Origin of the sequence: Aquabacter sediminis (assembly GCF_028863665.1) — a bacterium.
GTDB lineage: Bacteria > Pseudomonadota > Alphaproteobacteria > Rhizobiales > Xanthobacteraceae > L1I39.
The window spans coordinates 333,293-358,881 of record NZ_JARBFX010000005.1 but is presented as its reverse complement, the minus strand read 5'-3'; the positions used below and the strand labels follow the sequence as shown (position 1 = coordinate 358,881).

Below are 25,589 nucleotides of genomic sequence, written 5' to 3'. Positions count from 1 at the left end.
GCCGGCGCGGCCTGCGGGATCATCCTGCGGTTCGCGTGGCCCCGATCTGTGGCAAGGATGCGCGGACCTGAGACGGGAGCGGATGGAAAGGCGATGAGGGGGCCGAAACTGAGCGATGTGGCCGCGGCCGCCAATGTGCACCCGTCCACCGCCTCCCGCGCGCTCAACCCGGATCTGGCCGGCCGCCTCTCCCCCTCCGTGGTGGAGCGGGTGCGCAAGGTGGCGGACGAGCTGGGCTATAGCCGCAACGCCATCGCCGCCAGCCTGCGCATGCAGACGAGCCGCATGGTGGGCGTGATCGTGCCAGACCTCACCAACACCATGTTCCCCCCCATGTTCCGCGGCATCGAGGACCGGCTGGGCCTGGAGGGCTATCACGCCATGCTGGCCAATTCCGATTTCCGCGCGGCCAAGGAACAGGCCATCATCGACACCTATCTGGACCGGCGCATGGACGGCATCATCCTCGCCTCCGCGCATCTGGAGGACGAGGCCCGGCTCACCGCGCTGCGGCGCAAGGTGCCGCTGGTGCTCATGAACCGGGAGAGCGAGGCCCCCGTCACCGCCGTCATCAGCGACGATGGCGAGGGCGTGCGCCAGATGTTCGGCCACCTCATCGGCCTCGGCCACCGCCGCATCGCCCATATTGGCGGGCCGCAGGACACCTCCACCGGCCGGGCGCGCCGCGCCGCCTTCCTGGCTCTCGCCGCCGAGGCAGGCTTGCCCGCAGACCCGCGCCTTGATGTCATCGCCGAATCCTTCACCGAGCCGGAAGGCTATCGCTGCACGCGCCATCTGTTGGAGACGGGAGAGGCGCCCACCGCCATCCTCGCCGCCAATGACTGGCTGGCGGTGGGCGCCATCCGCGCGCTGGAGGAGGTGGGCCTCATTTGCCCGGCCGATGTCTCGGTTACCGGCTTCAACGACATGCCCTTCGTGGACCGCATGCGCCCGCCTTTGACCACCGTCCGGATTCCCCATTACCGCATGGGCTATGAGGCCGCCGACCAGCTTCTGGCCGCCATCCAGACCCCCGCCTGCCCGCCGCGCCGGGTGGTGCTGCCGCCCGCCGCCATCCTGCGCGGGTCCACGGCGGCGCCGGCCGCGCCCTGACATCAATCAGGCCTGCGCGAACGCCTCAAGGCAGTGGCGGCGGAAGGCTTCGGCGCGCAGCGTCGGGCGCACCGCATGGGAGGTGGCCACCGCCACATGCACCCGCCGGCCATAGCCCTCCACCGGCAAGGTGACGAGGGGCGCGCCGTCATAGCTCACCGCCGCCGCGGGCCGTTGCAGCATGAGCGCATAGCCGAGCCCCCGCGCCGCGAGGCCTCGCACCAGTTCAAAGGAGGTCGAGCGATAGGCGATGCGGGGCACGAGGCCGAGCTGGGCGAAGACATCCTGCGTGTTCGCCCCCGACTGGGGCACGTCGAAGACAATGAGCGGCTCGTCTATGAGGTCCCGCAGGTCCACGCTCTCCCGATCCGCGAGGCGGTGGCCGGCGGAGAGCACCACATGGGGCGCCACCGCATAGAGCCGGTCGAGCCGGAATTCCTCCCCCAGCCCGAAATCATAGACGATGGCCACCTCGCACCGCCCGGTGCGCAAGAGAGCGGTGATGTCGTGGATGGAGCCCTCGGTCAGGTCCAGCTGGATGCCGGGGTGGAGATCGCCGAAGGCACTGAACAAGCGGGGAATGAGGAAGGGCGCGAGCGTGGTGTAGCAGCCCACGCCCAGCCGCCCGGCGAGCCGCGCCTCCCCCGCCATCACCTGTCCGGGCAATTGCTCGGCCACCTCCAGGAGCGCACGGGCCTCGCGCAGCAGGTCCGTGCCCGCCGGCGTCAGGCTGATGCCCCGCGCCCTCCGGCGGATGAGGAGGCAGGTGCCCAGCACCGCCTCCAATTCCTCCACCGCCGCGCTCAGCGCCGCGTGGGAAATGTTGAGCCGCGTACAGGCCGCGCGGATGGAGCCCGCCTCCGCCACGGCGACGAAATAGGCCAGCTGGCGGAGCGAGAAGCGGGGGATCTGCATGGGCTCGCCTCTGGGGCCTTATCTGGCTTGTCCGGAAAAACCGGGATTTGATAAACAAATTATCCATTTTGCAAAACAAGGCAAAGTCCGGCACCCTGCCACCATGGAGCCCCGAAGGGCCGGAGCCGCGCAAAGCGGCGGGAGGAGACGCCAATGGACGACCGGACCGTGTCCGCGGGCGCGCATGTGCGCCTCGACCAATTGTGGGACGACCCCTATCCCATCTATGCGCGCCTGCGCGCCGAGCCGCCCTGCTTCGTGCCCGCCGCCAACCGCTATCTGGTGACGCGCTATGCGGACATCGTGGCGCTGGAGCGCAATCCGGAGGTGTTCTCCGCCTCCGAGCAGAATTCGCTGATGATCCGCGTCATGGGCCACACCATGCTGCGCAAGGACGGCGCCACCCACAAGCGCGAGCGGGTGGCCTGCGAGCCGGCGCTGAAGCCGGCCCTCATCAAGACCCACTGGATGCCCGCCTTCCACGCCATCGTGGACGACCTCATCGCCGCCTTGCCGGAGAGCGGGGAGGCGGACCTGTTCGACCGTTTCGCCGCCCCCTGCGCCGCCCGCGCACTCGGCCTCCTGCTGGGCCTCACCGAGACCCCGCAGGAGGATCTGCGGGAATGGTCGCAGGCCATGATGGACGGCACCGGCAATTACGGCGACGATCCCGCCATCTGGCGGCGGGCGGAAGCAGCGGCGGCCGGCGTCGACGAGGCCGTGGACGCGGCCATCCGCCGCTTGACCGCGACGCCCGATTCCTCCCTCATCTCCTGCATGCTGCACGCGGCCGACCCGCTGAACCGGGACGAGATCGGGGCCAATGTGAAGGTCATCATCGGCGGCGGCCTCAACGAGCCGCGCGACGCCATCGGCACGGCCGCTTATGCCCTGCTCGCCCATCCCGACCAGCGGGCGCAGGTGGAGGCGGACCCGGCCCTGTGGAAGGCCGTGTTCGAGGAGACCGTGCGCTGGATCTCGCCCATCGGCATGTATCCGCGCCAGACCACTTGCGAGACGGAGCTGGGCGGGGCGCTCATCCCCAAGGGCGCGCGCATTGGCGTGGTGCTGGCCTCCGGCAACCGGGACGAGAGCGTGTTCAAGCGGGCGGACGCCTTCGACATCAACCGGCCCAAGAAGCCGCACATCGCCTTTGGCGGCGGCCCGCACTTTTGCCTGGGCGCCTGGGCGGCGCGGGCGCTGGTGGGGGAAGTGGCGCTGCCGAAGCTCTTCGCCTCCTTGAAGGGCCTGCGCCTCAGCGCCACCGAGCCGACGCGCTTCGGCGGCTGGGTGTTCCGGGGTCCGCTCAATTTGCCCTGCGCCTGGGATGCCAAGACTGGGAACGCGATGGCATGACGGACGGTACGCCTCCCCTCCCCGCCTCGGTGGTGATCGTCGGCGCCGGCCATGGCGGCTTCAACCTGGCGCTCGCCTTGCGCCAGGCCCGCTATGCCGGGGCCATCACCTTGGTGGGCGACGAGCCGGACCTGCCTTATCAGCGCCCGCCACTCTCCAAGGCCGCGCTGGCAGCGGGCGCGCAGGCGTCAGCTCTGTGGCACCGGCCAGCGGAGTATTACGAAAAGGAAGGCATCACCCTGCGCATGGGCGCACGGGTGGAGGCCATCGACCGCGCGCACCGGCAGGTGGAGCTTCAGGGCGGCGAACGCCTGCCCTATGACGCCCTCGTGCTCGCCACCGGCGCGCGCAACCGCCGCCTGGCCGTGCCGGGCGCGGAGAAATCCGGCGTGCTCTATCTGCGCACGGCGGAAGAGGCGCTGAAGCTCCAGGCCCTGATGCCCGCCGCGCAGCGCCTCGTGGTGGTGGGCGCCGGCTTCATCGGCCTGGAAGTGGCCGCCGTCGCGCGCGCCCGAGGGCTGGAGGTGACGGTTCTGGAGCGCGAGGACCGGGTGCTCTCCCGCGCCTTGTCGCCGGCCATGTCCGCTCTCGTTGAAGAGGTGCAGCGCGGCCTCGGGACTGAGCTTCGGTTCGGCGCCGGTGTGGGGGAGATCGTGGGCGAGGAAAAGGTGAGCGGCGTCCTCCTCCAGGACGGCACCCTCCTGCCGGCGGACCTCGTCCTCATCGGCATCGGCGTCGAGCCCAATAGCGAACTGGCGCAGGCGGCGGGCCTTGCGGTGGAGGGCGGCATCCTGGTGGATGACCGGCTCGGCACATCGGACCCCGCCATCTTCGCCATCGGCGACTGCGCCGTGCATCCCACCCCCTTTGCCAGCCGGCCGATCCGGGTGGAATCGGTGCAGAACGCCACCGACCAGGCGCGCCTGGTGGCCAAGCGCATCATGGGCGAAACGGTGTCGGCCTATGACGCCGTGCCGTGGTTCTGGAGCGACCAGGGCCCGCTCAAGCTGCAGATGGCCGGCCTCACCCAGGGCCATGACACCGCCATCGTGCAGCGGGGCGAGGCGCCGGGCACCGGCTCCGTGCTGTGCTTCCGCGACGGGCGTTTCCTGGGTGTCGAGAGCGCCAACCGCCCCTCGGACCATATGGCGGCCCGGCAGATGCTGGCGCGCGGCATTCCCCTCAGCCCGCAGGATGTGGGCGAAGGCTTCGACCTGAAGGCCTATGCCAAGGAAGCCCTGTCCAAGGCTGCCGTGGCGCCCGCCGCCTGATCCTTCCCCCCCTCCCAAGGGGCGCGTGACGCGCCTGATCTCCCCACCCAAGTGGCGCGTGACGCGCCGGATGGACCTCATGCCCCAGATCATTTTCATCGAAGCCGACGGCGCCGAACATGCGGTCACCGCCCCCACCGGCCAGTCGCTCATGCAGGTGGCCACCGCGGCCGGCGTGCCGGGCATCATCGGGGAATGCGGCGGCTCGTGCTCCTGCGCCACCTGCCATGTCTATCTGGACCCGGCGGACCTCTCCTTGGCGCCCGCCATGGAGCCGGGGGAAAGCGACATGCTGGACTTCGCCGCCAGCCCCCGCGAGGCCGGCAGCCGGCTGGGTTGCCAGGTGATCGTATCCTCGGACATGGATGGCCTGCGGGTGCGCATTCCGGAAACGCAGGTCTGAGGCGGGCCCGCCTTATTCCTCCTCGCCCTCCGCCGCGCGTACCTTGGGCGGGCGGCCCCGGCGGCGGGGAGCCGGCAGGTTCACGCTGTCGGCAATGTCTATGGCATCGCCGATGGCCGGCCCGTCCAGGCACTCCTCCAGCTCCCGCAGCAGCGATTGCAGCAGCGCGAGGCGCTCGGCCCCGAAGCGGCCGGTGATCTCCCGGTAGATGATTTCCGAATACATGCCCGCCTGTTCGATCAAGGCGAGGCCCTTGGGCGAGATGGAGACGAGGCCGCGCCGCATGTCGGTGTCGGAGCTGCGGCGGATGATAAGGTCGCGCTCGTCCAGGTCCTTCAGGATGCGCGAGAGGCTGGGCGGCAGGAGGAAGGTGACCTCCGCCAGCGCGGTGATTTCCAGGCTTTCCACCGTGGTCAGCGCACGCAGGATGCGCCATTGCTGCTCGGTGATGCCGAAATGGCGCAGGCTTGAGCGGAAGTGCCGCATCACCCCTTCCCGGGCGCGCAGCAGCGACATGGGCAGCGACTTGGAAAAGTCGCGCAGGCGCACCCGCGTCGCCGGGACGGCCCCTTCCGGGTCCAACAATTCGGGGCGGGCGCGGCTGGTCATGGCGGCTCCGTGAAACCCATGTGAACGGCCTTGTCGCAAGGCCCGTGAAAACGGGCGCCCTCTCGAAACGGCGGGCGCCAAACTGCGGGTGAGACCGGCCTGGAGAGGGCCGCACATCTGGTATTAAACATATTATGCGCCGGCAACAATTGCTTGTGTCCGCGGTTGTGCCATGGTGCTCCACAACGCCATTGCGTCGAGATAATTAACTTGTTAATGGTCTTCCTGCACCTCGAAAAATGAGGGCCCGGCCGCGAGAAGCCAGCGCGCCACGATATGGGAGGACGACACGTGAAAGCCATCGCACGGATTGCCAGTTGCGCCCTGTTCCTCGCCGCCGCCTCGCAGGCGCAGGCGGATGTGGTGGTGGGCGCGGTGCTCTCGCTCACCGGGCCGGCGGCCTCGCTCGGCATCCCCGAGAAGAACACGGTGGACCTGATGCCGAAGCAGATCGGCGGGGAGACCGTGCGCTATGTGGTGCTCGACGATGCCAGCGACCCGAGCGCGGCGGTCCGCGCCGCCCGCAAGCTGGTGGACGAGCACAATGTGGACGTCATCATCGGCCCCTCCATCACCCCCACGTCGCTGGCCATCCTGGAAGTGCTGGGCGGCTCCAAGACGCCGGGGATCAGCCTTGCCGGCTCCTCCGTCATCGCCAGCCCCGTGGAGGGCAACAAGCGCTGGTCCTTCAAGCTCGCCCCCGAGGAGAGCATGCAGGGCGAGCGGGTGTTCCAGCATCTGGCCAAGACCGGCATCAAGTCGGTGGCCTTCATCGGCTTCAATGACAGCTTCGGCGACAGCTTCATCGGCGCCTACAAGAAGGTCGCCGCCGCCCACAACGTGCCGGTGCTGGGCGATGAGCGCTACAGCAAGACCGACACCTCCGTGACGGCGCAGGCGCTCAAGATCCTCGCCGCCAATCCCGGCGCGGTCATCATCGGCGCGGCCGGCACGCCGGGCGTGACCCCCATCCTGGAGCTGCGCAAGCTCGGCTATAAGGGCGTCATCTATATCAACCAGGGCATGGCCAATGCGGACGTGCTGCGGGTGGGCGGCGCGGCGCTGGACGGCGTCTTCCTCGCCACCCCGCCGGTGCTGGTGGCCGAGCAGCTGCCCGACGACAATCCCATCAAGAAGGTGGCCGTGGACTATCTCGCCACCTACGAAAAGGCTTACGGCGCCAACAGCCGCTCGCTCTTCGGCGCCACCGCCTGGGATGCCTATCTGATCGCCCGCCATGGCATCGAGACGGCCTTGAAGGCCGGCGGCAAGCCCGGCAACGAGGCCTTCCGCACCGCCGTGCGCGATGCCATGGAGAATGCCAAGGACGTGGTGGGCGCCGAGGCGGTGTTCAACCTCACCCCCACCAACCACAACGGCACCGACATCCGTTCGGAAGTGATCGTGAAGATCGCCGGCGGCAAGTGGGTCTACGTGCCCCTCGACTGATCCCGAAAGATCAAGCCGGCGGCATCCGCCGCCGGCAGCTCCTCCCCTTCGCGCCGGGAGCCTTCATGAATTCCGTCATCGCCGTGCTTCTTCTGCAGGACGGGCTGACCACTGGCGCCATCTATGCGCTGCTGGCTCTCGTTCTGGTCATGGTCTTCTCCGTCACCCGCGTCATGTTCGTGGCCCAGGGCGAGATCGTCAGCTATGGCGCGCTCACCTTGGCGAGCCTCCAGGCCGGCCATCTGCCCGGCACCGCCTTCATCGCGGTGGCCGGCGGGCTCATCGCGGCCGGCATGGATCTATGGGCCTATGCGCGCGGCCCGCGCCATCGCGGTCAGCTTCTCTCTGCCGCCCTTTATGCCGGCGTGCCGCTTCTCGCCTGCGGCCTTGCCGCCCTGGCTGCGCCGCTTGGCGGCGGACAGCTGGTGAATGTGGCGCTGACGCTCGCCATCGTGGTCCCCCTCGGGCCCATCCTTTATCGCACGGCCTTCCAGCCGCTGGCGGGCAGCTCGGTGCTGGTGCTGCTCATCGTCGCCGTGGCGCTGCATTTCGTGCTCACGGGTCTTGGCCTCATCGCCTTCGGGGCGGAAGGGGTGCGCGTGACGCCGCTGGTGGACGGCACCTTCTTCCTGGGCGCTTTCCCGCTCTCGGCCCAGTCTTTGTTCGCCATCGCCATCACCCTGGCGCTCATCTGCGCGCTGTTCGCCTTCTTCGGCAACACGCTCCAGGGCAAGGCGCTGCGCGCCACCGCCTTCAACCGGGTGGGCGCGCGGCTCGTGGGCATCTCCGCCACCGGCTCGGGCGTGCTCGCCTTCACGCTCGCCGCCCTCATCGGCGCGGTCTCGGGCATCCTGATCGGCTCGCTGGTGACCATCTATTACGACACTGGCTTCGTCATCGGCCTGAAGGGCTTCGTTGCCGCCATCCTGGGCGGGCTCGTCTCCTATCCGCTGGCGGCTTTGGGCGCCGTGCTGGTGGGGCTGCTGGAAGCCGGGTCCTCCTTCTGGGCCTCGGCCTTCAAGGATGTGCTCGTCTTCTCGCTCATCATCCCCATCCTGATGTGGCGCAGCCTGTCCGCCGTCCATATGGAGGAGGAAGAGGAATGACCGCCCGCCACGCTCTGCTCGGCGCCTTCCTCCTGTTCTGCGCCGCCGGCCCCCTGCTGCTGCCGGACTATTATGTGACGCTGATGAACTATGTGGGCCTCGGCAGCCTTGCCAGCCTCGGCCTCATCCTGCTCACCGGCATTGGCGGGCTCACCTCCTTCGGGCAGGCGGCCTTCGTGGGCATCGGCGCCTATACGACGGCCTATGCCACCACCGCGCTCGGCCTTTCCCCCTGGCTCACCTTGCCGCTCGGCTTGCTGGTGGCGGGCCTGTGCGCCTTTGCCATCGGCGCGGTGACGCTGCGCCTGTCCGGCCATTATCTGCCGCTGAGCACCATCGCCTGGAGCCTGGCGCTCTATTTCCTGGTGGGCAATATCGCGGTGCTGGGCGCCCATGACGGCATTTCCGGCCTGCCGGCGGTCTCGCTGTTCGGCTTCGTGTTCGACGATGCCCGGCGCTTCTCCTATCTCATCTGGGCCTTCGTGCTGCTGGGCCTGGTCTCGGTGCACAACCTCTTGGGCTCGCGGGCGGGCCGGGCCATCCGATGCCTGCGTGGCCGCTCCACCATGGCGGAAGCTTTCGGCGTCGACACCACGCGGCTGAAGGTGGCCATCTTCATCCATGCGGCGCTGCTGGCGGCGGTGTCGGGCTGGCTCTATGCCCATCTGGTGCGGTTCGTGAACCCCACCCCCTTCGGCCTGAACGTGGGCATCGAATATCTGTTCATGGCGGTGGTGGGTGGCATCGGCCAGCTGTGGGGCGCGGTGGTGGGCGCCGGCGTCATGGTGGTGCTGCGCGACGGCCTCCAGGACGTGGCCTCCCGCTTCCTCGGGGTGTCCGGGGCGGTGGAGACGGTGGCCTATGGCCTGCTGATCATTCTCCTGCTGCAGAATGCCCGCACCGGCCTCGTGCCCTTCGTGACCCGCCGCCTGCCGGCCAAGCCTCCCCTGAACGTCCCCGCCAATGCCCCCGCCCTTCCCGCCCGTCCCCGTCCGCCGCGCGGCGAGACGGTGCTGGTGGCGGAAAAGCTGGTGCGCCGGTTCGGCGGCCTCGTGGCGGTGAACGGCGTCTCCTTCCGCCTCCAGGCGGGCGAGATTTTGGGCGTCATCGGCCCCAATGGCGCGGGCAAGAGCACGCTGTTCAACCTTCTGTCGGGCGTGCTCGCGCCCTCAGACGGCGCGCTGACGGTGATGGGCAAGCCGGCCTCGGGCCTGTCCGCCCGCGCCATCGCCGCGCTCGGCCTGTCCCGCACCTTCCAGCATGTGCAATTGCGCGGCGACATGAGCGTGCTGGAGAACGTGGCCATCGGCGCCCATTGGCGCAGCTCCAAGGGCGTGCTCTCCGCCATTTTCGGCTTGGACCGGCGCGAGGAAGGCGCCTTGCGCGCCGAGGCCCTGAAGCAGCTGGAGCGCGTCGGCCTCGCCGAATATCGCGACCAGCCGGCGGGGTCCCTGGCGCTCGGCCAGCAGCGCATCGTGGAGATCGCGCGGGCGCTCGCCTCCGATCCCCTGGTGCTGCTGCTGGATGAGCCGGCGGCGGGCCTGCGCTATCACGAGAAGCAGGCGCTCGCGCACTTGCTGGACCGCCTGCGGGCGGAAGGCATGAGCATCCTCATCGTCGAGCACGACATGGACTTCGTCATGAACCTGGTGGATCGGCTGGTGGTGATGGATTTCGGCCGCCCCATCGCGGCGGGTGCCCCCGCGCAGGTGCAGACGGATCCGGCGGTTCTGGAAGCCTATCTGGGAGGCACCGCATGAGCGCCCCGGACCTGCTCTTGGATGTGAAGGGCCTCTCCGTCGCCTATGGCAAGGTGGAGGCGGTGTGCGGCATCGACCTGAAGGTGCCGCGCGGCCAGATCGTCACCGTCATCGGCCCCAATGGCGCGGGAAAGTCGACCCTTCTCAACGCCTTGATGGGTCTTCTGCCGAGCCGGGGGACCATCCGCTATGGCGGCACAGAGGTGAGCGCGGAAGGAGTGGAGGCGCGGGTGTGCGCGGGGCTCTGCCTCGTGCCGGAGCGGCGCGAGCTGTTCGCCCAGATGAGCGTTTCCGACAATCTCCTGCTCGGCGGCTATAGCCGGCGCCATGTGCGCGACGATAGCCGCGCGCAGGATCTTGAAACCCTCTACGGCCTCTTCCCCCGCCTGAAAGAACGGCGCGCCCAGGCGGCTGGCACACTTTCCGGCGGCGAGCGGCAGATGCTGGCGCTCGCCCGCGCGCTGATGGCCCGCCCCAAGCTGCTGATGCTGGACGAGCCCAGCCTCGGTCTTGCCCCCCGCATCGTGCGCGAGGTGCTGGACGCGGTGGCGGCCCTGCGGGACCGGGGCATGTCGGTGCTGCTGGTGGAGCAGAATGCCCGCGCGGCCCTCAATGTCGCGGACTACGCCTATGTGCTGGAAATGGGCGCCGTGGCGCTGGAAGGGCCGGCGAAGGCGGTGGCTGCCGACCCCAAGGTGACGGAGACCTATATCGGCCTCGGCCATAAGCCGGCGGCGCCCCACACGGACGCACCCCCGCAGGACGCGGCGCTGGGCGGCGGGCCGCAGCGGCTGCGGGCCTAGAGCAGGCTCCGATCAGCCTGCACTGCCGGCTGATCTGAACACGAATTCTCTTTCAAACACTTGGAGTGCTTCGGTGTTTCCATGAACCCCTGAAGCAATCCAGGGATTTTCGCACCGAACCGGCGCCTGCGGAGCCGGACGAGGCCTGCGCCCTGGAGATCGCCCACCTGATTTTCCCCGTCATGGCCCCCGGTGTTGGGACCATGACGGAAAGACGTCACGACTTGACCGTGTTGTAGATGAATTCGCCGAGCATGCGGGCCCTGCCGGCGACGGGGATGGCAATCTCCACGAAGGTCAGAAGCGCCGATCCCCAATTCACCCCGCCGACCACCCCGGCCAGTTCAGCGTCCTCGATCAGGCCCGGGGCGCCCGCTGCACCGGCCTTTGCCGCCGCGATATTCGCCAGCGCCTCATAAGCCGCCTCGGCCTCGGACGCGGTCAGGACGACGCCCCGTTCCGCAGTGAAGGCGGCCAGCGACGGGGCTCCGTTTACCGAGCCAGCGAAACGCTGGACCTCCATGGGATCGGAGGCGACCTTGGTGAAAAGCGACTGAAGATCCGCCAGGCGCGAGGCCTCGAATCCATGGCTCTCATTAGACATACTTGCCACCTATGCCTCTCAAGCGCTGTCGGCGAGACGGCTTCACCGCACCGGCGCAACATTTTGGCTCGCGCATCTTCTCCCGCGAAGACAACGCCCTTCGCTCGAAAATGCGCGAGGCCGCTGCACTATCCCGGACCGACCAAAATCAGGACTTGGCGATCCTCGTGATGTCATCCGACAGGGCCGAAGTGAGGATCGCTCCGAGAGGACCGCCGGACTGAACGGTGCTCACCAGGAAGCCCGCCAAGGAGAGGAGCGCCTTGCCCCACTTCTCGGCGCTCGAATTTTGAATCGCTCCGCCGCCCATGCCGATACCGCCCGCAACGGCATCCAATTCCGCATCCTCGAGCCGCGTGGCGCCGCCCGTTTCATCCTGGCGCACCAGCTCGGCGGCGAGGAGCTCGCGCAGGGCTTCTGCATCCTGAAGGGACACTTCGATGCCTTTGCCCGCCAAGTAGGCGGCCAGTGCGTCCGGGCTCTGTGCCGCCGGAATGAAGTGTTTCATCTCGGCTGCGTCGGTCGCAATCCGCTGAAGCAGGGCAATGCTGGCGGCGGTTCCGGGTTCACCAGCCGCCTGAATCTGATCGGACATCTGAACACCCCCTACGTGCTGAACACCCAAAGCCGCGCTCGGAAAACAGCTCAGCCTTGAGCGTGGCTCGTTTACACCCGCCTGCTTTTGCTGTCGAGCGACGTCATGTATTCGGAAACAAATCATCACGCTGTTGTTAAGGATGAACTTTACGTAATATTTTGGTTCGATCGATGACACTTTGAGCATGCAATGCGCGCGGGGGAGCCCGCGGCGCGGTTTCAACGGATCGGTGTGCCGCCCTGTGCCTCGTCGAAGAGAAACGGCGCCCGACGTCTAACGCGGCAACGCGGTGGGCGGGTGGGTTTTCCCTCGGCTGGCATTTGAGGCCGCCGCCTCTCGCGCGCCGTCCGCGCCTCATTCCTCCGCTCTGTGGCGGCGGCGCCAGGTGGTGGGCGACTCGCCGGTGCGGGCGCGGAAGAAACGGGAGAAATAGGCCGGGTCCGGCAGGCCCACCTCGGCGGCGATGTCCTCCAGGGGGCGGATGGTGAAGAGGAGGAGGCGCTTGGCCTCCAGCAGCCGGCGGGCGCTGATCATGTCCTTCACGGTGAGGCCGAAAGCGGCCTTGCTGGCGGCCCCCAACCGATAGGGCGTGGTGGCCAGCGCCTGCGCATAGTGCTGGACGCCCCAGTCGGAGCGGAACTGCCGCTCCACCATCTGCCGCAGGGCGGCGGCGAGCGGGGGCACCGGGCGGGCGGCATCGGCGCCGGCGGCCAGCTGGCGCATCTCGCCCAGCACCGCCACCGCAAGGCCCGCGGTCACATCCTGCGCGCCACCGGCGGAGAGGGCATGGCTCTCCTCCACCGCCGCCATCAGGCGGGCGAGGCGCGCCCAGGCGGGATCCTCCGCCTGCTGGTTGAGAAAGACCGGCGCGGCGAGGCTGAAGGGCGTGAGCGCCCCGACCGCCGAGAGGGCGCCGTCGGCGATGGACAGGACGATGGCGTCGGAGCCCGGCGCCACCTTGAAACCGTGCACGACCCGGCTTGGCACGAAGCTGATGGCTGGCGCGCAAAAGTCCAAGCTTTCATCCTCGATGAAATAGCGCCCGCCGCCGCTCACCCAATAGGTGATCTGGCCGATCTGGTCGTGGGTGTGGGCCTCCACCTGCCCCTGGTGAAGATGGCCCCGCGTCATGACCCGCTCCACATGCAGAAACCCCACGGCAACGCCCCGGTCGGGCTCGCCATAGAGCGCGAAACGCGGCACGAGGTCAGCCATGGCGCAGCGCTCCCCTCTCAAGGATTTTCGCAAAAGTCCAAGTCATATGGCCATTCTGTCCATGGCGCGGCACGGGGGCAAGGCTTAGTCTTTCGTCAAAGATCACGGGAGGAAAACCATGAGCCCCAGCGCCGCCACCGCCGCGCCCAAAAGCCCCGCGTCCAGCGAGACGCCCCGCCCCGAGGCCCTGCGGGCAGACGCCAAGCGCCCCTTCACCGGCGCCGAATATCTCGCCTCGCTGCGGGATGGCCGGGAGGTCTATATCAATGGCGAGCGGATTTCGGACGTTACCGCGCACCCCTCCATGCGCAATTCCGCCCGCTCCCTGGCGCGGCTCTATGATGCGCTCCACGATCCCAAGCGGCACGACCTTCTCACCTCCCCCACCGATACCGGCTCGGGCGGCTACACCCACAAATATTTCCGCATCGCCCGCTCCAGCGACGATCTCGTCGCCCAGCAGGGCGCCATCGCCGAATGGGCGCGCCTGTCCTATGGCTGGATGGGCCGCACCGCCGACTATAAGGCGGCGCTCATGAACACGCTGGGCGCCAATGCGGACTGGTATGGCCCTTTCCGCGACAATGCGCTGGCCTGGCACAAGCGGGCGCAGGAATCCGTGCTGTTCATGAACCACGCCATCGTCAACCCGCCCATCGACCGGCACAAGCCGGCGGAAGCGGTGAAGGACGTGTTCGTGCACATCACCAAGGAGACGGATGCCGGCATCTATGTGTCCGGCGCCAAGGTGGTGGCCACCTCCTCTGCCCTCACCCACTATAATTTCCTGGCGCAGAGCTCGGTGACCATCACCGAGGACCCGTCCATGTCGGTCATGTTCATCGTGCCCATGAACGCGCCGGGCCTGAAGATGATCTGCCGCGTCTCCTATGAGGAGACCGCCAACCGCACGGCCCAGCCCTTCGACTATCCACTCTCCTCACGCTTCGACGAGAATGACGCGATCCTCATTCTCGACAATGTCTTCGTGCCCTGGGAAGACGTTCTCGTGCTGCGGGATGCGCAGAAGATCCTGTCCTTCCACCCCGCCTCCGGCTTCATGCACGGCTATTGCTTCCAAGGCTGCACGCGCTTTGCGGTGAAGCTCGACTTCCTGGCGGGCCTCCTGGCGAAGGCCCTGCGCTGCACCGGCGGCGATGCCTTCCGAGGAAACCAGGCGGCGCTCGGCGAGGTGATCGCGCTGCGCCACATGTTCTGGTCCTTCTCTCACGCCATGGCCCGCAATCCCGTGCAATGGGCGAACGGGGCGGTGCTGCCCAACATGGAGGCCGCGCTCTCCTATCGCACCTTCATGTCGGAGGCCTATCCGAAGGTGATCGACCTGGTGCGGCGGACGGTGGCCTCGGGCCTCATCTACTTGCCCTCCTCCGCCAAGGACTTCGCCAATCCCGAGATCGACAAGTATCTCAGCCAATATGTGCGCGGCTCCAACGGCATGGGGCACAAGGAGCGGATCAAGATCCTGAAACTCCTGTGGGATGCCACCGGCACCGAGTTCGGCGGCCGCCATGCGCTCTATGAGCTCAATTATGCCGGCGCCCCCGAGGAAGTGCGCCTCCAGGTGCTCAAGGGTGCCGAGCGCGGCGGGCTGCTGAAGCAGATGGAAGCCCTCGTGGACACCTGCATGGACGATTATGACGAGGCGGGGTGGACCGGGGACACCTGGTTCCCGCCTTATGAGGCCTGAGGCCATGGACACGGCCACGGAAGCCCCCGTGCCTCCCATCTCGCGGACCGACTTCCGCAACGCCATGGCGCGGGTCTGCGCGCCGGTGACCATCGTCACCACCAACGGGCCGGCGGGGCGCGGTGGCTTCACCGCCACCGCCATGTGCTCGGTGACGGACGATCCGCCGAGCCTCTTGGTGTGCATGAATGCCGGCTCGGCCCAGTGCGGCACCTTCCTGGAGAATGGCCGGTTCTGCGTGAACGTGCTGGGGCGCGAGCACCAGGAATTGGCCCACCATTTCGCCGGCCGCGAGCCGGACATGGCGGCCCGCTATGCGGCGGCGGGCTGGCACGAGCAGCCCTCGGGCAATGCCATGCTGGAGGGGGCCATCGTCGCCTTCGACTGCACGCTCACCGCCCAGCACACGGTGGGCACCCATCATGTGCTGATCGGCCGGGTGGAGGGCCTGCGCCAGCGGGCGGATGGCGAGGCGCTCCTCTATTTCGACCGCACCTTCGTCAACCTGCCCTCGCCGGTGGGCAGCTTCGGGGGCTGAACGCCCTCGGAACTCCGAGCGAACCAGCCTCCATGCGTCATGACCGGACTTGTCCCGGTCATCCACGGGGTCCGGCCGGGCGCGAGACTTCGTCTGCAGCGCCAGCGGACAGCCTGACCCGGCGCAAATGCCGGGACGGAAGGCGGCCCAAACGCCCCCGTCCCACATGCCGCAGTTGACACCCGCCGCAAAATACTTAACGTGTTAATTATAAGAAGCCGCGGCCGGGAGGATGCATGCCGCACTTGACCTTGGAATATTCCGCCAACCTCGAAGGTCGGACGGACATGGGCACCCTGTGCCGGGATCTGCACGCCGCGATCCTGTCGAGCGGCCTGTTCGAGGAGGGCGCCGTGCGCGTGCGCGCTTTCTCGGCGCGGCACTATGCCATTGCCGACCTTTTGCCCCAGAACGCCTTTCTGGACATGTCCTTCCGCATCGGCGAGGGGCGCTCGGAAGAGGAGCGGCAGCGGGCGGGCGAGCTGATCTTCGCGGCTGCCAGCCGGCACCTCGCCCCGCTTCTGGCGGAGCCCCATTTCGCGCTGTCTCTGGAGGTGCGGGAGATCCATTCCGCCTTGAGCTGGAAGCGCAACGCCATCCATCCCCGCCTGCGGGCGGCCGCCCAATCCTAATGCCGACGGCGCCCACGCGCCGCCACCACCGGCCGGCGCGCGAGCGCGCACGGCCGGCAGGGAGAGCCTGATGCCCACCTTTGAAGAAAATCTCGCGAAGGCCGAGGCCTATCTCGCCCGCTTCCGGCGCGAAGGCGTGCTGAACCACATCAATGGCCAGGCGGTGCCAGCGGCGGACGGGGAGACCTTCGCCTCAATCTCCCCCATCGACCTCCAGCCGCTGGCCAAGGTCGCCCATGGCAAGGCCGCGGACATTGACCGCGCCGCCAAGGCCGCGAAAGCCGCCTTTCCGGCCTGGGCGGCACTTTCGGGCGAGAAGCGCAAGGCGCTGCTGCACAAGATCGCAGATGCCATTGTGGCGCGCGCCGAGGAAATCGCCCTCATCGAGTGCATGGACACCGGCCAGTCGCTGAAATTCATGGCCAAGGCGGCCCTGCGGGGCGCAGAGAATTTCCGCTTCTTCGCCGATCGCGCGCCTGAGGCGCGAGACGGCCGGGTGATGCGGGCAGAGGGGCAGATGAACCTCACCAACCGGGTCCCCATCGGCCCGGTGGGCATCATCACGCCCTGGAACACCCCCTTCATGCTCTCCACCTGGAAGATCGCGCCAGCGCTCGCCGCCGGCTGCACGGTGGTGCACAAGCCGGCGGAATTCTCGCCGCTCACCGCCCGCCTCCTGGTGGAGATCGCCGAAAGCGCCGGCTTGCCCAAGGGGGTGTGGAACCTCGTCAACGGCTTCGGCGAGGATGCCGGCAAGGCGCTGACCGAGCATCGCGACATCAAGGCCATCGGCTTCGTGGGCGAGAGCCGCACCGGCTCCCACATCATGCGCCAGGGCGCCGACACGCTGAAGCGCGTGCATTTCGAGCTGGGCGGCAAGAACCCGGTCATTGTCTTTGCCGATGCGGACCTGGACCAGGCGGCGGACGCCGCCGCCTTCATGATCTATTCGCTGAACGGCGAGCGCTGCACCTCTTCCTCCCGCCTGCTGGTGGAGCATTCCATCTATGACCGCTTCACCGCGGCGGTGGCCGAGCGCGCCAAGTCGATCAAGGTTGGCCATCCGCTCGATCCCGACACGGTGGTCGGCCCGCTGATCCACCCGGTGCACGAAAAGAAAGTGCTGTCCTATTTCGAGATCGGCCGCTCCGAAGGCGCGACGGTTGCGGCGGGCGGCGAGAAGGTGGAGGGGCCGGGCGGCGGCTGCTATGTGGCCCCCACCCTGTTTACCGGCGCCCACAATGGCATGCGCATCGCCCAGGAAGAGATCTTCGGACCGGTCCTCACCGCCATTCCCTTCGCAGACGAGACCGAGGCGCTCGCGCTCGCCAATGACGTGCCCTATGGGCTCACCGCCTATGTGTGGACCAATGATCTCAACCGTGCGCTGCGCCTCACGGACGGCCTGGAAGCGGGCATGACCTGGGTGAATTCGGAAAATGTGCGCCATCTGCCCACCCCGTTCGGCGGGGTGAAGAATTCCGGCATCGGCCGAGACGGCGGCGACTGGTCGTTCGATTTCTATATGGAAACCCGCAACGTCGCCTTCGCCACCGCCGGCCACAAGGTGCCCAAACTCGCCAAATAGCGCGGGCCTCAACAAACGAAAACGCCAGCGGGCGCCAGGGCGCCCGCGCCATCTGTCCGCGCCGCCGGAGGCGGGCGGGCATACGGGGGAGGATCAAAGTGCCCATTCCCAAGCCGAACCTTTATCCGGCCTTCAACATCGTGCGCCTGAGCCATGTTGAATTCGCCGTCACGGACCTTGCCCGCAGCCGTGCCTTCTATGTGGATACGCTGGGCCTCCAGGTCACCGACGAGGATGACGAGACCATCTATCTGCGGGCCATGGAGGAGCGCGGCCACCATTGCATGGTGCTGCGCAAGGCCCCCGCGGCGGAAGTCGCCGCTCTCAGCATGAAGGTCTATGCGGAAGAGGACCTCGACAAGGCGCGGACCTGGTTTGCCAATAAGGGCCTGCCGGCGGACTTCGTGGAGCGCCCCTATCAGGGCCGCACGCTCGCCACCCGCGACATCTTCGGCACGCCGCTCGAATTCTATTTCGAGATGAAGCGCCTGGAGCCCATCCACCAGAAATACGCGCTCTATCGCGGCGTGAAGCCGCTGCGCATCGACCATTTCAACTGCTTCACGCAGGACGTGGACGCCTCGGTCGACTTCTATAATGAGATGGGGTTCCGCGTCACCGAATATACGGAAGACGAGGAGAGCAAGCGCCTGTGGGCGGCCTGGATGCACCGCAAGGGCGGCGTGCACGACATCGCCTTCACCAATGGCCGCGGCCCGCGTCTGCACCACACCGCCTTCTGGGTGCCGACCCCGCTCAACATCATCGACCTCTTGGACCTCATGTCGACCACGGGGTATCTCGCCAATATCGAGCGCGGCCCCGGCCGGCACGGCATTTCCAATGCCTTCTTCCTCTATATTCTCGACCCCGACGGCCACCGCATCGAGATCTATTGCTCGGACTACCTCACGGTGGATCCCGACCTCGAGCCCATCAAGTGGGACCTGAAGGACCCGCAGCGCCAGACGCTCTGGGGCGCGCCCGCGCCGCGGTCCTGGTTCGAGCATGGCAGCCTGTTTGCCGGCACGCCCACCACCGAGGCGATCCTGAAGGCCCAGCCCATCATCGCCCCCTGACCTCATCTTGCGGCGCCGCGCGGCGGCGCCGGTTTCCGGAAGGATGGGCCATGCGGCCGCATTTCGTCAGCTTCACGCACCAGGGGCGCGCCGGCTATGGCCTGCTCACCCCAGAGGGCATCATCGACCTCTCCGCCCGCTCCGGCGCCCGCTGGCCCAGCCTGCGCGAAGTGATCGCGGACGGCGCCCTCCTGTCCCTCGCGGCGGAGGCGGCGGGGTTGAAGGCGGATCTCGATCCGGCGTCCGTGCGCTATGAAATCCCCGTGCCGGCGCCGGAGAAGATCCTGTGCGTGGGCGTGAACTATCCCGACCGCAATGCCGAATATAAGGACGGGCAAGCCCTGCCCACCTATCCGTCCTTGTTCGTGCGCTTCCCGCGCTCCTTCGTGGGGCAGAACGAACCCCTCATCCTGCCGCCCGAATCCGAGCAATTGGACTATGAGGGCGAGGTGGTGCTCGTCATCGGCAAGGCCGGGCGGCGCATCCGCGAGGCGGATGCCCTCAAGCATGTGGCGGGGATTACCCTTGCCAATGAGGGCACCATCCGCGACTGGGTGCGGCACGCCAAATTCAACGTGACCCAGGGCAAGAATTTCGACGGCACGGGCAGCATCGGGCCGGCCCTCATCCCGTTCGAGGACGAAGCGCAGATCGCCGACATCGCGCTGACCACCCGCGTCAATGGCGAGGTGCGCCAGCACGACCGGACGGGGCGCATGATGTTCCCGTTCCGGCGGATCATCTCCTACATCTCCACCTTCACCACCCTCGTGCCCGGCGACATCATCCTCACCGGCACCCCCACGGGCGCCGGCGCCCGGCTCGACCCGCCCGTCTGGCTGAAGCCGGGCGACGTGATCGAGGTGGAAGCGGAGGGCATCGGCACGCTGGTGAATAAGGTCACGCGGGAGGACGTCCATGCTGAGCGCTGATCAGATCGCCGCCGAGGCGGACCTGCTGGATGCCGCCGAGCGCACGCGGGTGCAGACCGGGCTCATCTCCCTGAAGCATCCCGGCATCACCCTGGACGAGGCCTATGCCATCCAGGACGCCTGGGTGAAGCGCAAGCTGGCCGCCGGGCGGCACATTATCGGCTGGAAGATCGGCCTCACCTCCAAGGCCATGCAGGCGGCGCTGAACATCAACGTGCCCGATTCCGGCGTGCTGCTGGACGACATGGCCTTTGATGACGGCGCCGTCATCGCACCCGACCGCTTCATCCAGCCGCGCATCGAGGCGGAAGTGGCGTTCATCATGAAGGCGCCGTTGGAGGGGCCGGGCATCGGCGTGTTCGACGTGCTGCGGGCGACCGAGTTCGTCACCCCGGCGCTGGAAATCCTCGACACCCGCATCCTGCGGGTGGACCCGCAGACCAAGAAGGCCCGCACGATTGTGGACACCGTGTCGGACAATGCGGCCAATGCGGGCATTCTGCTGGGCGGCAAGGCGCTTGCGCCTGATGCCACCGACATGCGCTGGATGGGCGCCATCGTCTCGCGCAATGCGGAGGTGGAGGAGACCGGCCTCGGCGCGGGCGTGCTGAACCATCCCGCCCGCGGCATCGCCTGGCTCGCCAATCGCCTCGCCCAATATGGCCAGCGGATCGAGGCCGGGCAGGTGGTGCTGGCCGGCTCCTTCATCCGCCCCATCGAGGCCCGGCACGGCGACACAATCACCGCCGATTTCGGCGCCGCCGGCACCCTGTCCTGCCATTTTGCCTGAGCGCCGCGCGTTCGGAGACCGCAATCCTATGCCCGCCCCCACCAACCGCTTCAAGGCCGCCCTTGCGGAGGGCCGCACCCTCACCGGCCTGTGGCTCGCCCTCGCCAATGCCTATACGGCGGAGATCTGCGCCGGCGCCGGCTATGACTGGCTGCTGGTGGATGGCGAGCACGCGCCCAACCACATCCAGAGCCTCGTCGCCCAGCTCCAGGTGCTTGAAGGCGGCCCCTCCGCCGCCATCGTCCGCCCGCCGGTGGGCGAGACCTGGATGATCAAGCAATTGTTGGATATCGGCGCCCAGACGCTCCTCATCCCCATGGTGGAGAGTGGCGCGCAGGCGCAGACGCTGGTGAAGGCGGTGCGCTATCCCCCGCACGGCGTGCGCGGCATCGGCGCGGCGCTGGCGCGGGCGTCCGACTTCAACCGGGTCACCGACTATCTCGTCACCGCCGATGCCGAAATCTGCCTGCTGCTCCAGGTGGAGAGCCGGGCGGGAGTGGCGGCCATCGATGACATCTGCGCCGTGGACGGGGTGGATGGCGTGTTCGTGGGGCCGGCGGATCTGGCCGCCGACCTCGGCTTCCTCGGGCGTCCTGGCGCGCCGGAGGTGGTGGCGGCGGTGGAAGGCGCCATCGCCCGCATTCGGGCCAATGGCAAGCCGGCGGGGGTGCTGACCTCCGACCCCGCTTTGGCCCAGCGCTACCATGCGGCGGGGGCCACCTTCATCGCCATCGGCACCGATGTGGGCCTGCTCGCCGGGGCCGCCGCCCGCCAGCTGAAGGACTTCCCCTTCGCGGGTGCCTGACGCCCTCTTTCCGCCGCCGCACCTGCGCTGCAGTGCGAAGAAAACAAAAAACGCCAGGGACGAGCGCCCTGTCACGCATTAGCTTTCCCCAAACGGCGGGTGCCTGACGGCGCCGGCCGTCGAGATCGGTCGCCGCCCGGCCAGCCTCCGGCACGGACGGGACCGTTGCGGGGGTTGGGCAGCGGGGCGGTCCGTCACGGACCCCCGTGCCCGAGAATGCGGGCGTGAACCATGCAAGAAATGCGGCGCGAGATCGGGCTCATCGGCCTGACCTTCATCGGGGTGAGTGGCGTCGTCGGCTCGGGGTGGCTGTTCGCTCCCCTCCAATCGGCGCAGATCGCGGGACCCGCGGCGGTCATCTCCTGGGTGATCGGCGCGGTGGCGATGTTCCTCCTCGCCCTGTCCTTCGCGGAGGTGTCGGGCATGCTGCCGGTGGCTGGCGGCCTCGGGCGCCTGCCCCAGTTCAGCCACGGCAAGACGGTGGCCATGGTGATGGGCTGGAGCGCCTGGGTGGGCTACAGCGCCACCGCGCCGGTGGAGGTGGAAGCGGCGCTGCGCTATCTCGGCCCACACTTTCCCGCCTTGCACCAGCCGGGCACCACCAATCTGTCTTGGATCGGCCTGACGCTGGCGAGCGCGCTCATCGTGGCCTTCACGGCCATCAATTTCTACGGCGTGAAATTCTTCACCCGCGTCAACACCGCCATCACCTGGGTGAAGCTGACCATTCCGGTGCTGGTCATCCTGGTGCTGCTGGGCACCAGCTTCAACCTCTCCAACTTCACCGCCATGGGCGGCTTTGCCCCCATGGGTGCGCAGGGCGTGCTGAGCGCGGTGTCGGCGGGCGGCGTCATCGTTTCCTATATCGGCTTCCGCCATGTGATCGACCTCGCCGGCGAGACGCGCAATCCGGGCTTCACGGTGCCGGCGGCGCTGCTCTGCTCGGTCATCATCTGCTTCCTGATCTATAGCGGCCTGCAGATCGCCTTCATCGGTGCCCTCCAGCCCTCCGACCTCGCCAATGGCTGGGACAAGCTGAACATCACCGGCGCCTATGGCCCCATCGGCGCGGTGGCCTCGGCGGTGGGCCTGGCCTGGCTGGCGCGGGTGCTCAATTTCGGCGCGCTGGTGGGGCCCATGGGTAGCGCCCTGGTGTCGGTGGGCTCCACCGCGCGCCTGGCCTTCGCGCTGGGCGAGAACGGCTTCTTCCCGAGCAAGGTGGCCACCATTTCCGATCGCGGCGTGCCCGACATGGCGCTGCTGCTCAATCTGGGCGTTGCCATCATCATGTTCGTGTTCTTCTCGTTCGAGGAGATCCTGCAATTGTGCGGCTCGGCCATCACGCTCTCCTTCGCCGTGGGGCCGGTGGTGCTGCTGACCATGCGCAAGCTCGATCCCGACCGGAAGCGCCCCTTCCGGGTGCCCTTCGCGGGCTTCGTGGCCGGGGCGGGCTTCGTGATCGCCACCCTGGTGATCTTCTGGGGCGGGTGGGAGAGCGTGTGGCAGCTGGGCCTGTGCCTGCTGCTGGGCGTCGTCCTGTTCGTGGTCAAGGCCGCGCGCACCGGCTTTGCCGACCTCGACGTGCCGCAGGCCTGGTGGCTGGTGCCTTACTGCCTCGGGCTCGGGCTTGCCTCGTACCTGGGCACCTATGGCGGCATCGGCGTCATCCCGCGCGGCGTGGATACGCTCCTGCTCATCGTCTTTTCGCTGGTGATCCTCGTCATGGCCGTGCGGCGCCCGCTCGACCGGGCGACCTATCACCGCTACCTCGCCGAGGACCGCAATATCAGCTGAAGGCCGGCACCGCCCTGCCGGTCCTCGGGCGCGGCGCGGAGCCGGATGCCGGCTCCGCGTGGCAGCCCGGAGCGGCCTGCCCGGTCAGGCCCCGCCCGTCACGGCGTGACGAGGATGGCCCCGGTCACCGCGCGCGCCTCGGCCGCCCGGTGCACCTCGGCGATGGCGTCCAGCGTGAAGCGGGCGCCGATATCCACCTTCACATGGCCCTTGGCGATGGCGTCGAACAGATCGGCGGCATTGGCCCGGAACATCTTGGGGTCTGCATTGTGGGGGAAGACCGAGGGACGGGTCAGGAACAGCCCCCCCTTGGCCCCCAGCAGGTCCGGCGCGATGGCGGGCGCCTTGCCAGAAGCGGCCCCATAGCTCACCACCAGTCCGAACGGGGCGGCGCAATCCAGCGAGCGCAGCAGCGTGTCCTTGCCCACCGCGTCATAGACCACGCGGGCCTTGGTGCCGGCCGCCGCCACGAAGGCGTCCGGCCAGTCGGGATCATTGAGGTCCACCACCTCCAGGCAGCCGGCCGCCAGCGCCGCATCGCGCTTCTTCGGCGAGCTGGTGGTGCCATAGACCCGCGCCCCGAGGGCGGTCGCCCAGCGGGCGAGGATCTGCCCCACGCCCCCCGCCGCCGAATGCACCAGCAGCACGTCGCCCGGCATCACCTTGTGGGTGTGGCGCACCAGGTATTGGGCAGTCATGCCCTTGAACAGCAAGGTGGCGGCGGCTTCGTCGGAGACCGTGTCCGGCAGCTTCACCAGCTTGTCGACGGGCACGTTGCGCCGTTCGGAGTAGGCGCCGACCCCCGCATTCATATAGGCGACCCGGTCGCCCACGGCGATGCCGTCCACGCCCGGCCCCACCGCCTCCACCACGCCCGCCGCCTCGAAGCCGAGGCCAGTGGGCAGCGGCAGGGGATAGATGCCCTGGCGCTGATAGATGTCGATGAAGTTGAAGCCGATGGCGGTGTGGCGCACCTGCGCCGCGCCGGGGCCGGGCGCGGGCACCGCGCGCGTGACCACGGTGAGCACCTCCGGCCCTCCGAAGGCCTCCAATTCGACCATCCGGCTTTCAGTCATGACGCTTGCCTCCCGCGTTGTGAGGCCATCATGCATGGGGTAAGGTACGACGCAAGTCGTACCTTAGATCCGGACCCCCGGCATTGACTCTCAGCGGCGGTTCAATCCGAGGAGACTCTGACCTTTATTCAATAGGTTAGAGGGCGACTGGCCGACGGGATGGAGCGGCAAGCGGTTCCATCCCATGGGATCGCGCCCTAAAGTCAGACACGCGGACGTGAAAGGCGGGAGTGACATGCCGGACGCCACGGGCCATCCGGATCTCGACGAGATGGAGCTGGGGGCCATCTTCGCCGCCTTGGCCGACCCGCTGCGTCGGCAGGTGGTGCTGATGCTGGCGGCGTCGGAAGAGACGGTGCGCCATTGCAGTGCCTTTGACCTGCCGGTGACCAAGGCCACCCGCACCCATCATTTCCGCGTGCTGCGGGAATCCGGGCTCATCCGGCAGGTGGATTGCGGCAATGCCCGCACCAACCGTCTGCGCTGGGAGGATCTGCGCCAACGCTTTCCGGACCTTGTGGCCCTGCTCCAGGCGGAGGCCGAGGCCCAGATGGCGCCGGTCACGCGCGAGGGCGCGGCGAGGCCGGACCCCGCCGCCACCCGGCCCTGAACACGACCCGCCGTAGCGCTCGCCGTGGGCGCGGCGTGAACCCAGGCGCGGGATGGAGCTGCCCGGATCAGCCCGGGCAGCCGCCGATCATGCTGCGGCCGCGCATGAGATCGGAGCCGGGCGGCACCACCCACACCTGGCCGAAGCCGCCGAAGCGCATCATCTGCCGCTCGTCTCGCACATGGCAGATCATGTTGCCCACCTGGCCCGGCCCGCCGCCCAATTGCCAGACGGCGGTCTCGTTGGCCCGGCGATAGAAGCCGTTCGGCCAGCCGCAGGCGCCGGTGGGACGGCCCCACATCTGCAGATAGGGCACGACGCGCACCCGGCCGAAGCCGCCATAGGCGGCCATCTGCGCCTCGTTCTGCACCTGGCAGTAGCGGTCCGGGGCGTATTGATACATCACGGCGGCCATGTTGGCCTGGCGGTAGAAGCCGCCGGGCGCGGGGCCGCGGGGCTGGGCCTGCGCCTCGGAAAGGCCGAACGCGCCCAGAAGGGCGGCCGCGGCGAGCACAGGCAGCAGGCGGGCGAGGCGGATCATGCCATCAACTCCATGACTGTCCTCGACGCCAATCGGCGCGAGGCACTTCGGATCGGTTCGAGCGATCATGTGGAAGATGGCGAGGGAGCGGCATCCCGGCCGACAGGCAGCGCCCTTTCCGGGCTGGCCATCCGGCCGTCCGGGGACGCTGCGCGGGCGGCCGGAGCCCCATCCAAGGGCCGTGATCTCAAGATCAGCGTCGGAGCTATGGGCCGAGAATGCGCGCCGATCCGCTTGCTGTGCAAGCCGGTCGGACCGATCCGCGGCACGCCCGCCGTCCCGTCTCAGGTGCCA

25 protein-coding genes are annotated in these 25,589 nt (G+C 68.2%); 18 read left to right on the top strand and 7 right to left on the bottom strand.

Annotated elements, in window-relative coordinates; translation table 11 throughout:
- The first annotated feature begins 93 nt into the window (after positions 1–93).
- On the top strand, positions 94–1,113 hold the full coding sequence (locus PV781_RS12670; RefSeq protein WP_274775987.1) for a LacI family DNA-binding transcriptional regulator: 1,020 nt from the start codon (positions 94–96) through the stop codon (positions 1,111–1,113).
- Positions 1,114–1,119: 6 nt separating this feature from the next.
- Here the strand turns inward: PV781_RS12670 and PV781_RS12665 are convergent, their stop codons facing one another.
- Positions 1,120–2,028, bottom strand: a complete 909-nt coding sequence (locus PV781_RS12665; RefSeq protein ID WP_274775986.1) for a LysR family transcriptional regulator — start codon at positions 2,026–2,028, stop codon at positions 1,120–1,122.
- Between the two features lie 153 nt (positions 2,029–2,181).
- Here PV781_RS12665 and PV781_RS12660 point away from each other — a divergent pair, with 153 nt between their 5' ends.
- From PV781_RS12660 to PV781_RS12650, 3 genes are all read left to right on the top strand, one after another.
- Positions 2,182–3,384: a cytochrome P450 gene (locus PV781_RS12660; RefSeq protein WP_274775985.1), complete on the top strand. Its 1,203-nt coding sequence runs from the start codon at positions 2,182–2,184 to the stop codon at positions 3,382–3,384.
- The gene (locus PV781_RS12655; RefSeq protein ID WP_274775984.1) at positions 3,381–4,655 is read left to right on the top strand and encodes an NAD(P)/FAD-dependent oxidoreductase; all 1,275 of its coding nucleotides are present in this window, start codon (positions 3,381–3,383) and stop codon (positions 4,653–4,655) included. Before PV781_RS12660 ends, PV781_RS12655 begins: the two co-directional genes overlap by 4 nt.
- Positions 4,656–4,734: 79 nt before the next feature.
- Positions 4,735–5,058, top strand: a complete 324-nt coding sequence (locus PV781_RS12650; protein WP_274775983.1) for a 2Fe-2S iron-sulfur cluster-binding protein — start codon at positions 4,735–4,737, stop codon at positions 5,056–5,058.
- A gap of 12 nt (positions 5,059–5,070) precedes the next feature.
- On the opposite strand, the gene hpaR is transcribed toward PV781_RS12650, so the two are convergent.
- Entirely contained in the window at positions 5,071–5,667 is a 597-nt protein-coding gene (hpaR, locus tag PV781_RS12645) for a homoprotocatechuate degradation operon regulator HpaR (RefSeq protein ID WP_274775982.1), read from the bottom strand.
- A 291-nt stretch (positions 5,668–5,958) separates the two neighbouring features.
- On the opposite strand from hpaR, the gene PV781_RS12640 reads away from it, so the two are divergent.
- The 4 genes from PV781_RS12640 to PV781_RS12625 all read left to right on the top strand — a co-directional run bounded on the left by PV781_RS12640 (position 5,959) and on the right by PV781_RS12625 (position 10,785).
- Complete coding sequence (locus tag PV781_RS12640) at positions 5,959–7,116, top strand: ABC transporter substrate-binding protein (RefSeq protein WP_274775981.1); 1,158 nt, start codon at positions 5,959–5,961, stop codon at positions 7,114–7,116.
- A gap of 65 nt (positions 7,117–7,181) precedes the next feature.
- Positions 7,182–8,222: a branched-chain amino acid ABC transporter permease gene (locus PV781_RS12635; protein WP_274775980.1), complete on the top strand. Its 1,041-nt coding sequence runs from the start codon at positions 7,182–7,184 to the stop codon at positions 8,220–8,222.
- Complete coding sequence (locus PV781_RS12630; RefSeq protein WP_274775979.1) at positions 8,219–9,982, top strand: branched-chain amino acid ABC transporter ATP-binding protein/permease; 1,764 nt, start codon at positions 8,219–8,221, stop codon at positions 9,980–9,982. The genes PV781_RS12635 and PV781_RS12630 overlap by 4 nt, the downstream gene beginning before the upstream one ends.
- Complete coding sequence (locus PV781_RS12625; protein ID WP_274775978.1) at positions 9,979–10,785, top strand: ABC transporter ATP-binding protein; 807 nt, start codon at positions 9,979–9,981, stop codon at positions 10,783–10,785. Before PV781_RS12630 ends, PV781_RS12625 begins: the two co-directional genes overlap by 4 nt.
- A gap of 217 nt (positions 10,786–11,002) precedes the next feature.
- On the opposite strand, the gene PV781_RS12620 is transcribed toward PV781_RS12625, so the two are convergent.
- The 3 genes from PV781_RS12620 to PV781_RS12610 all read right to left on the bottom strand — a co-directional run bounded on the left by PV781_RS12620 (position 11,003) and on the right by PV781_RS12610 (position 13,202).
- A complete protein-coding gene (locus tag PV781_RS12620; protein ID WP_274775977.1) occupies positions 11,003–11,389 on the bottom strand; it encodes a hypothetical protein in 387 nt (128 codons plus the stop codon).
- 148 nt (positions 11,390–11,537) lie between these two features.
- Positions 11,538–11,984 (bottom strand): hypothetical protein, encoded by a 447-nt coding sequence (locus tag PV781_RS12615; RefSeq protein WP_274775976.1) that lies wholly within the window; start codon positions 11,982–11,984, stop codon positions 11,538–11,540.
- 357 nt (positions 11,985–12,341) lie between these two features.
- Entirely contained in the window at positions 12,342–13,202 is an 861-nt protein-coding gene (locus PV781_RS12610) for a helix-turn-helix domain-containing protein (protein ID WP_274775975.1), read from the bottom strand.
- Between the two features lie 118 nt (positions 13,203–13,320).
- Between PV781_RS12610 and PV781_RS12605 the strand changes: the two genes are divergently transcribed.
- The 9 genes from PV781_RS12605 (at position 13,321) to PV781_RS12565 (ending at position 23,068) form a co-directional block, all read left to right on the top strand.
- Positions 13,321–14,910, top strand: a complete 1,590-nt coding sequence (locus PV781_RS12605) for a 4-hydroxyphenylacetate 3-hydroxylase N-terminal domain-containing protein (protein ID WP_274775974.1) — start codon at positions 13,321–13,323, stop codon at positions 14,908–14,910.
- Positions 14,911–14,914: 4 nt separating this feature from the next.
- The gene (locus PV781_RS12600; protein ID WP_274775973.1) at positions 14,915–15,448 is read left to right on the top strand and encodes a flavin reductase; all 534 of its coding nucleotides are present in this window, start codon (positions 14,915–14,917) and stop codon (positions 15,446–15,448) included.
- A 236-nt stretch (positions 15,449–15,684) separates the two neighbouring features.
- The gene (locus PV781_RS12595; protein ID WP_274775972.1) at positions 15,685–16,080 is read left to right on the top strand and encodes a 5-carboxymethyl-2-hydroxymuconate Delta-isomerase; all 396 of its coding nucleotides are present in this window, start codon (positions 15,685–15,687) and stop codon (positions 16,078–16,080) included.
- A 70-nt stretch (positions 16,081–16,150) separates the two neighbouring features.
- Positions 16,151–17,668, top strand: coding sequence for a 5-carboxymethyl-2-hydroxymuconate semialdehyde dehydrogenase (gene hpaE, locus PV781_RS12590; RefSeq protein ID WP_274775971.1), 1,518 nt, complete (start codon positions 16,151–16,153; stop codon positions 17,666–17,668).
- A gap of 98 nt (positions 17,669–17,766) precedes the next feature.
- Complete coding sequence (gene hpaD, locus PV781_RS12585) at positions 17,767–18,747, top strand: 3,4-dihydroxyphenylacetate 2,3-dioxygenase (RefSeq protein WP_274775970.1); 981 nt, start codon at positions 17,767–17,769, stop codon at positions 18,745–18,747.
- 50 nt (positions 18,748–18,797) lie between these two features.
- Positions 18,798–19,679: a fumarylacetoacetate hydrolase family protein gene (locus PV781_RS12580; protein WP_274775969.1), complete on the top strand. Its 882-nt coding sequence runs from the start codon at positions 18,798–18,800 to the stop codon at positions 19,677–19,679.
- Complete coding sequence (hpaH, locus tag PV781_RS12575; protein ID WP_274775968.1) at positions 19,666–20,469, top strand: 2-oxo-hept-4-ene-1,7-dioate hydratase; 804 nt, start codon at positions 19,666–19,668, stop codon at positions 20,467–20,469. Before PV781_RS12580 ends, hpaH begins: the two co-directional genes overlap by 14 nt.
- Before the next feature lie 28 nt (positions 20,470–20,497).
- Complete coding sequence (hpaI, locus tag PV781_RS12570; RefSeq protein WP_274775967.1) at positions 20,498–21,274, top strand: 4-hydroxy-2-oxoheptanedioate aldolase; 777 nt, start codon at positions 20,498–20,500, stop codon at positions 21,272–21,274.
- 231 nt (positions 21,275–21,505) lie between these two features.
- On the top strand, positions 21,506–23,068 hold the full coding sequence (locus PV781_RS12565) for an APC family permease (RefSeq protein ID WP_274775966.1): 1,563 nt from the start codon (positions 21,506–21,508) through the stop codon (positions 23,066–23,068).
- Positions 23,069–23,166: 98 nt separating this feature from the next.
- On the opposite strand, the gene PV781_RS12560 is transcribed toward PV781_RS12565, so the two are convergent.
- Positions 23,167–24,144 carry a quinone oxidoreductase family protein gene (locus PV781_RS12560; protein WP_274775965.1) on the bottom strand — a complete coding sequence of 326 codons (978 nt, stop codon included), beginning with the start codon at positions 24,142–24,144 and terminating at the stop codon, positions 23,167–23,169.
- A gap of 235 nt (positions 24,145–24,379) precedes the next feature.
- Between PV781_RS12560 and PV781_RS12555 the strand changes: the two genes are divergently transcribed.
- On the top strand, positions 24,380–24,754 hold the full coding sequence (locus PV781_RS12555; RefSeq protein ID WP_274775964.1) for an ArsR/SmtB family transcription factor: 375 nt from the start codon (positions 24,380–24,382) through the stop codon (positions 24,752–24,754).
- Positions 24,755–24,821: 67 nt separating this feature from the next.
- Here PV781_RS12555 and PV781_RS12550 read toward each other — a convergent pair whose 3' ends face one another.
- A complete protein-coding gene (locus PV781_RS12550) occupies positions 24,822–25,295 on the bottom strand; it encodes a hypothetical protein (protein ID WP_274775963.1) in 474 nt (157 codons plus the stop codon).
- Between the last annotated feature and the right edge of the window lie 294 nt (positions 25,296–25,589).

What these genes read in the sequence shown, in the direction of transcription:
- PV781_RS12670 (WP_274775987.1), top strand. Translation starts at nt 94, where the DNA reads ATGAGGGGGCCGAAACTGAGCGATGTGGCCGCGGCCGCCAATGTGCAC.
- PV781_RS12665 (WP_274775986.1), bottom strand. Translation starts at nt 2,028, where the DNA reads ATGCAGATCCCCCGCTTCTCGCTCCGCCAGCTGGCCTATTTCGTCGCC.
- PV781_RS12660 (WP_274775985.1), top strand. Translation starts at nt 2,182, where the DNA reads ATGGACGACCGGACCGTGTCCGCGGGCGCGCATGTGCGCCTCGACCAA.
- PV781_RS12655 (WP_274775984.1), top strand. Translation starts at nt 3,381, where the DNA reads ATGACGGACGGTACGCCTCCCCTCCCCGCCTCGGTGGTGATCGTCGGC.
- PV781_RS12650 (WP_274775983.1), top strand. Translation starts at nt 4,735, where the DNA reads ATGCCCCAGATCATTTTCATCGAAGCCGACGGCGCCGAACATGCGGTC.
- hpaR (WP_274775982.1), bottom strand. Translation starts at nt 5,667, where the DNA reads ATGACCAGCCGCGCCCGCCCCGAATTGTTGGACCCGGAAGGGGCCGTC.
- PV781_RS12635 (WP_274775980.1), top strand. Translation starts at nt 7,182, where the DNA reads ATGAATTCCGTCATCGCCGTGCTTCTTCTGCAGGACGGGCTGACCACT.
- PV781_RS12630 (WP_274775979.1), top strand. Translation starts at nt 8,219, where the DNA reads ATGACCGCCCGCCACGCTCTGCTCGGCGCCTTCCTCCTGTTCTGCGCC.
- PV781_RS12625 (WP_274775978.1), top strand. Translation starts at nt 9,979, where the DNA reads ATGAGCGCCCCGGACCTGCTCTTGGATGTGAAGGGCCTCTCCGTCGCC.
- PV781_RS12620 (WP_274775977.1), bottom strand. Translation starts at nt 11,389, where the DNA reads ATGTCTAATGAGAGCCATGGATTCGAGGCCTCGCGCCTGGCGGATCTT.
- PV781_RS12615 (WP_274775976.1), bottom strand. Translation starts at nt 11,984, where the DNA reads ATGTCCGATCAGATTCAGGCGGCTGGTGAACCCGGAACCGCCGCCAGC.
- PV781_RS12610 (WP_274775975.1), bottom strand. Translation starts at nt 13,202, where the DNA reads ATGGCTGACCTCGTGCCGCGTTTCGCGCTCTATGGCGAGCCCGACCGG.
- PV781_RS12605 (WP_274775974.1), top strand. Translation starts at nt 13,321, where the DNA reads ATGAGCCCCAGCGCCGCCACCGCCGCGCCCAAAAGCCCCGCGTCCAGC.
- PV781_RS12600 (WP_274775973.1), top strand. Translation starts at nt 14,915, where the DNA reads ATGGACACGGCCACGGAAGCCCCCGTGCCTCCCATCTCGCGGACCGAC.
- PV781_RS12595 (WP_274775972.1), top strand. Translation starts at nt 15,685, where the DNA reads ATGCCGCACTTGACCTTGGAATATTCCGCCAACCTCGAAGGTCGGACG.
- hpaE (WP_274775971.1), top strand. Translation starts at nt 16,151, where the DNA reads ATGCCCACCTTTGAAGAAAATCTCGCGAAGGCCGAGGCCTATCTCGCC.
- PV781_RS12580 (WP_274775969.1), top strand. Translation starts at nt 18,798, where the DNA reads ATGCGGCCGCATTTCGTCAGCTTCACGCACCAGGGGCGCGCCGGCTAT.
- hpaH (WP_274775968.1), top strand. Translation starts at nt 19,666, where the DNA reads ATGCTGAGCGCTGATCAGATCGCCGCCGAGGCGGACCTGCTGGATGCC.
- hpaI (WP_274775967.1), top strand. Translation starts at nt 20,498, where the DNA reads ATGCCCGCCCCCACCAACCGCTTCAAGGCCGCCCTTGCGGAGGGCCGC.
- PV781_RS12565 (WP_274775966.1), top strand. Translation starts at nt 21,506, where the DNA reads ATGCAAGAAATGCGGCGCGAGATCGGGCTCATCGGCCTGACCTTCATC.
- PV781_RS12560 (WP_274775965.1), bottom strand. Translation starts at nt 24,144, where the DNA reads ATGACTGAAAGCCGGATGGTCGAATTGGAGGCCTTCGGAGGGCCGGAG.
- PV781_RS12555 (WP_274775964.1), top strand. Translation starts at nt 24,380, where the DNA reads ATGCCGGACGCCACGGGCCATCCGGATCTCGACGAGATGGAGCTGGGG.
- PV781_RS12550 (WP_274775963.1), bottom strand. Translation starts at nt 25,295, where the DNA reads ATGATCCGCCTCGCCCGCCTGCTGCCTGTGCTCGCCGCGGCCGCCCTT.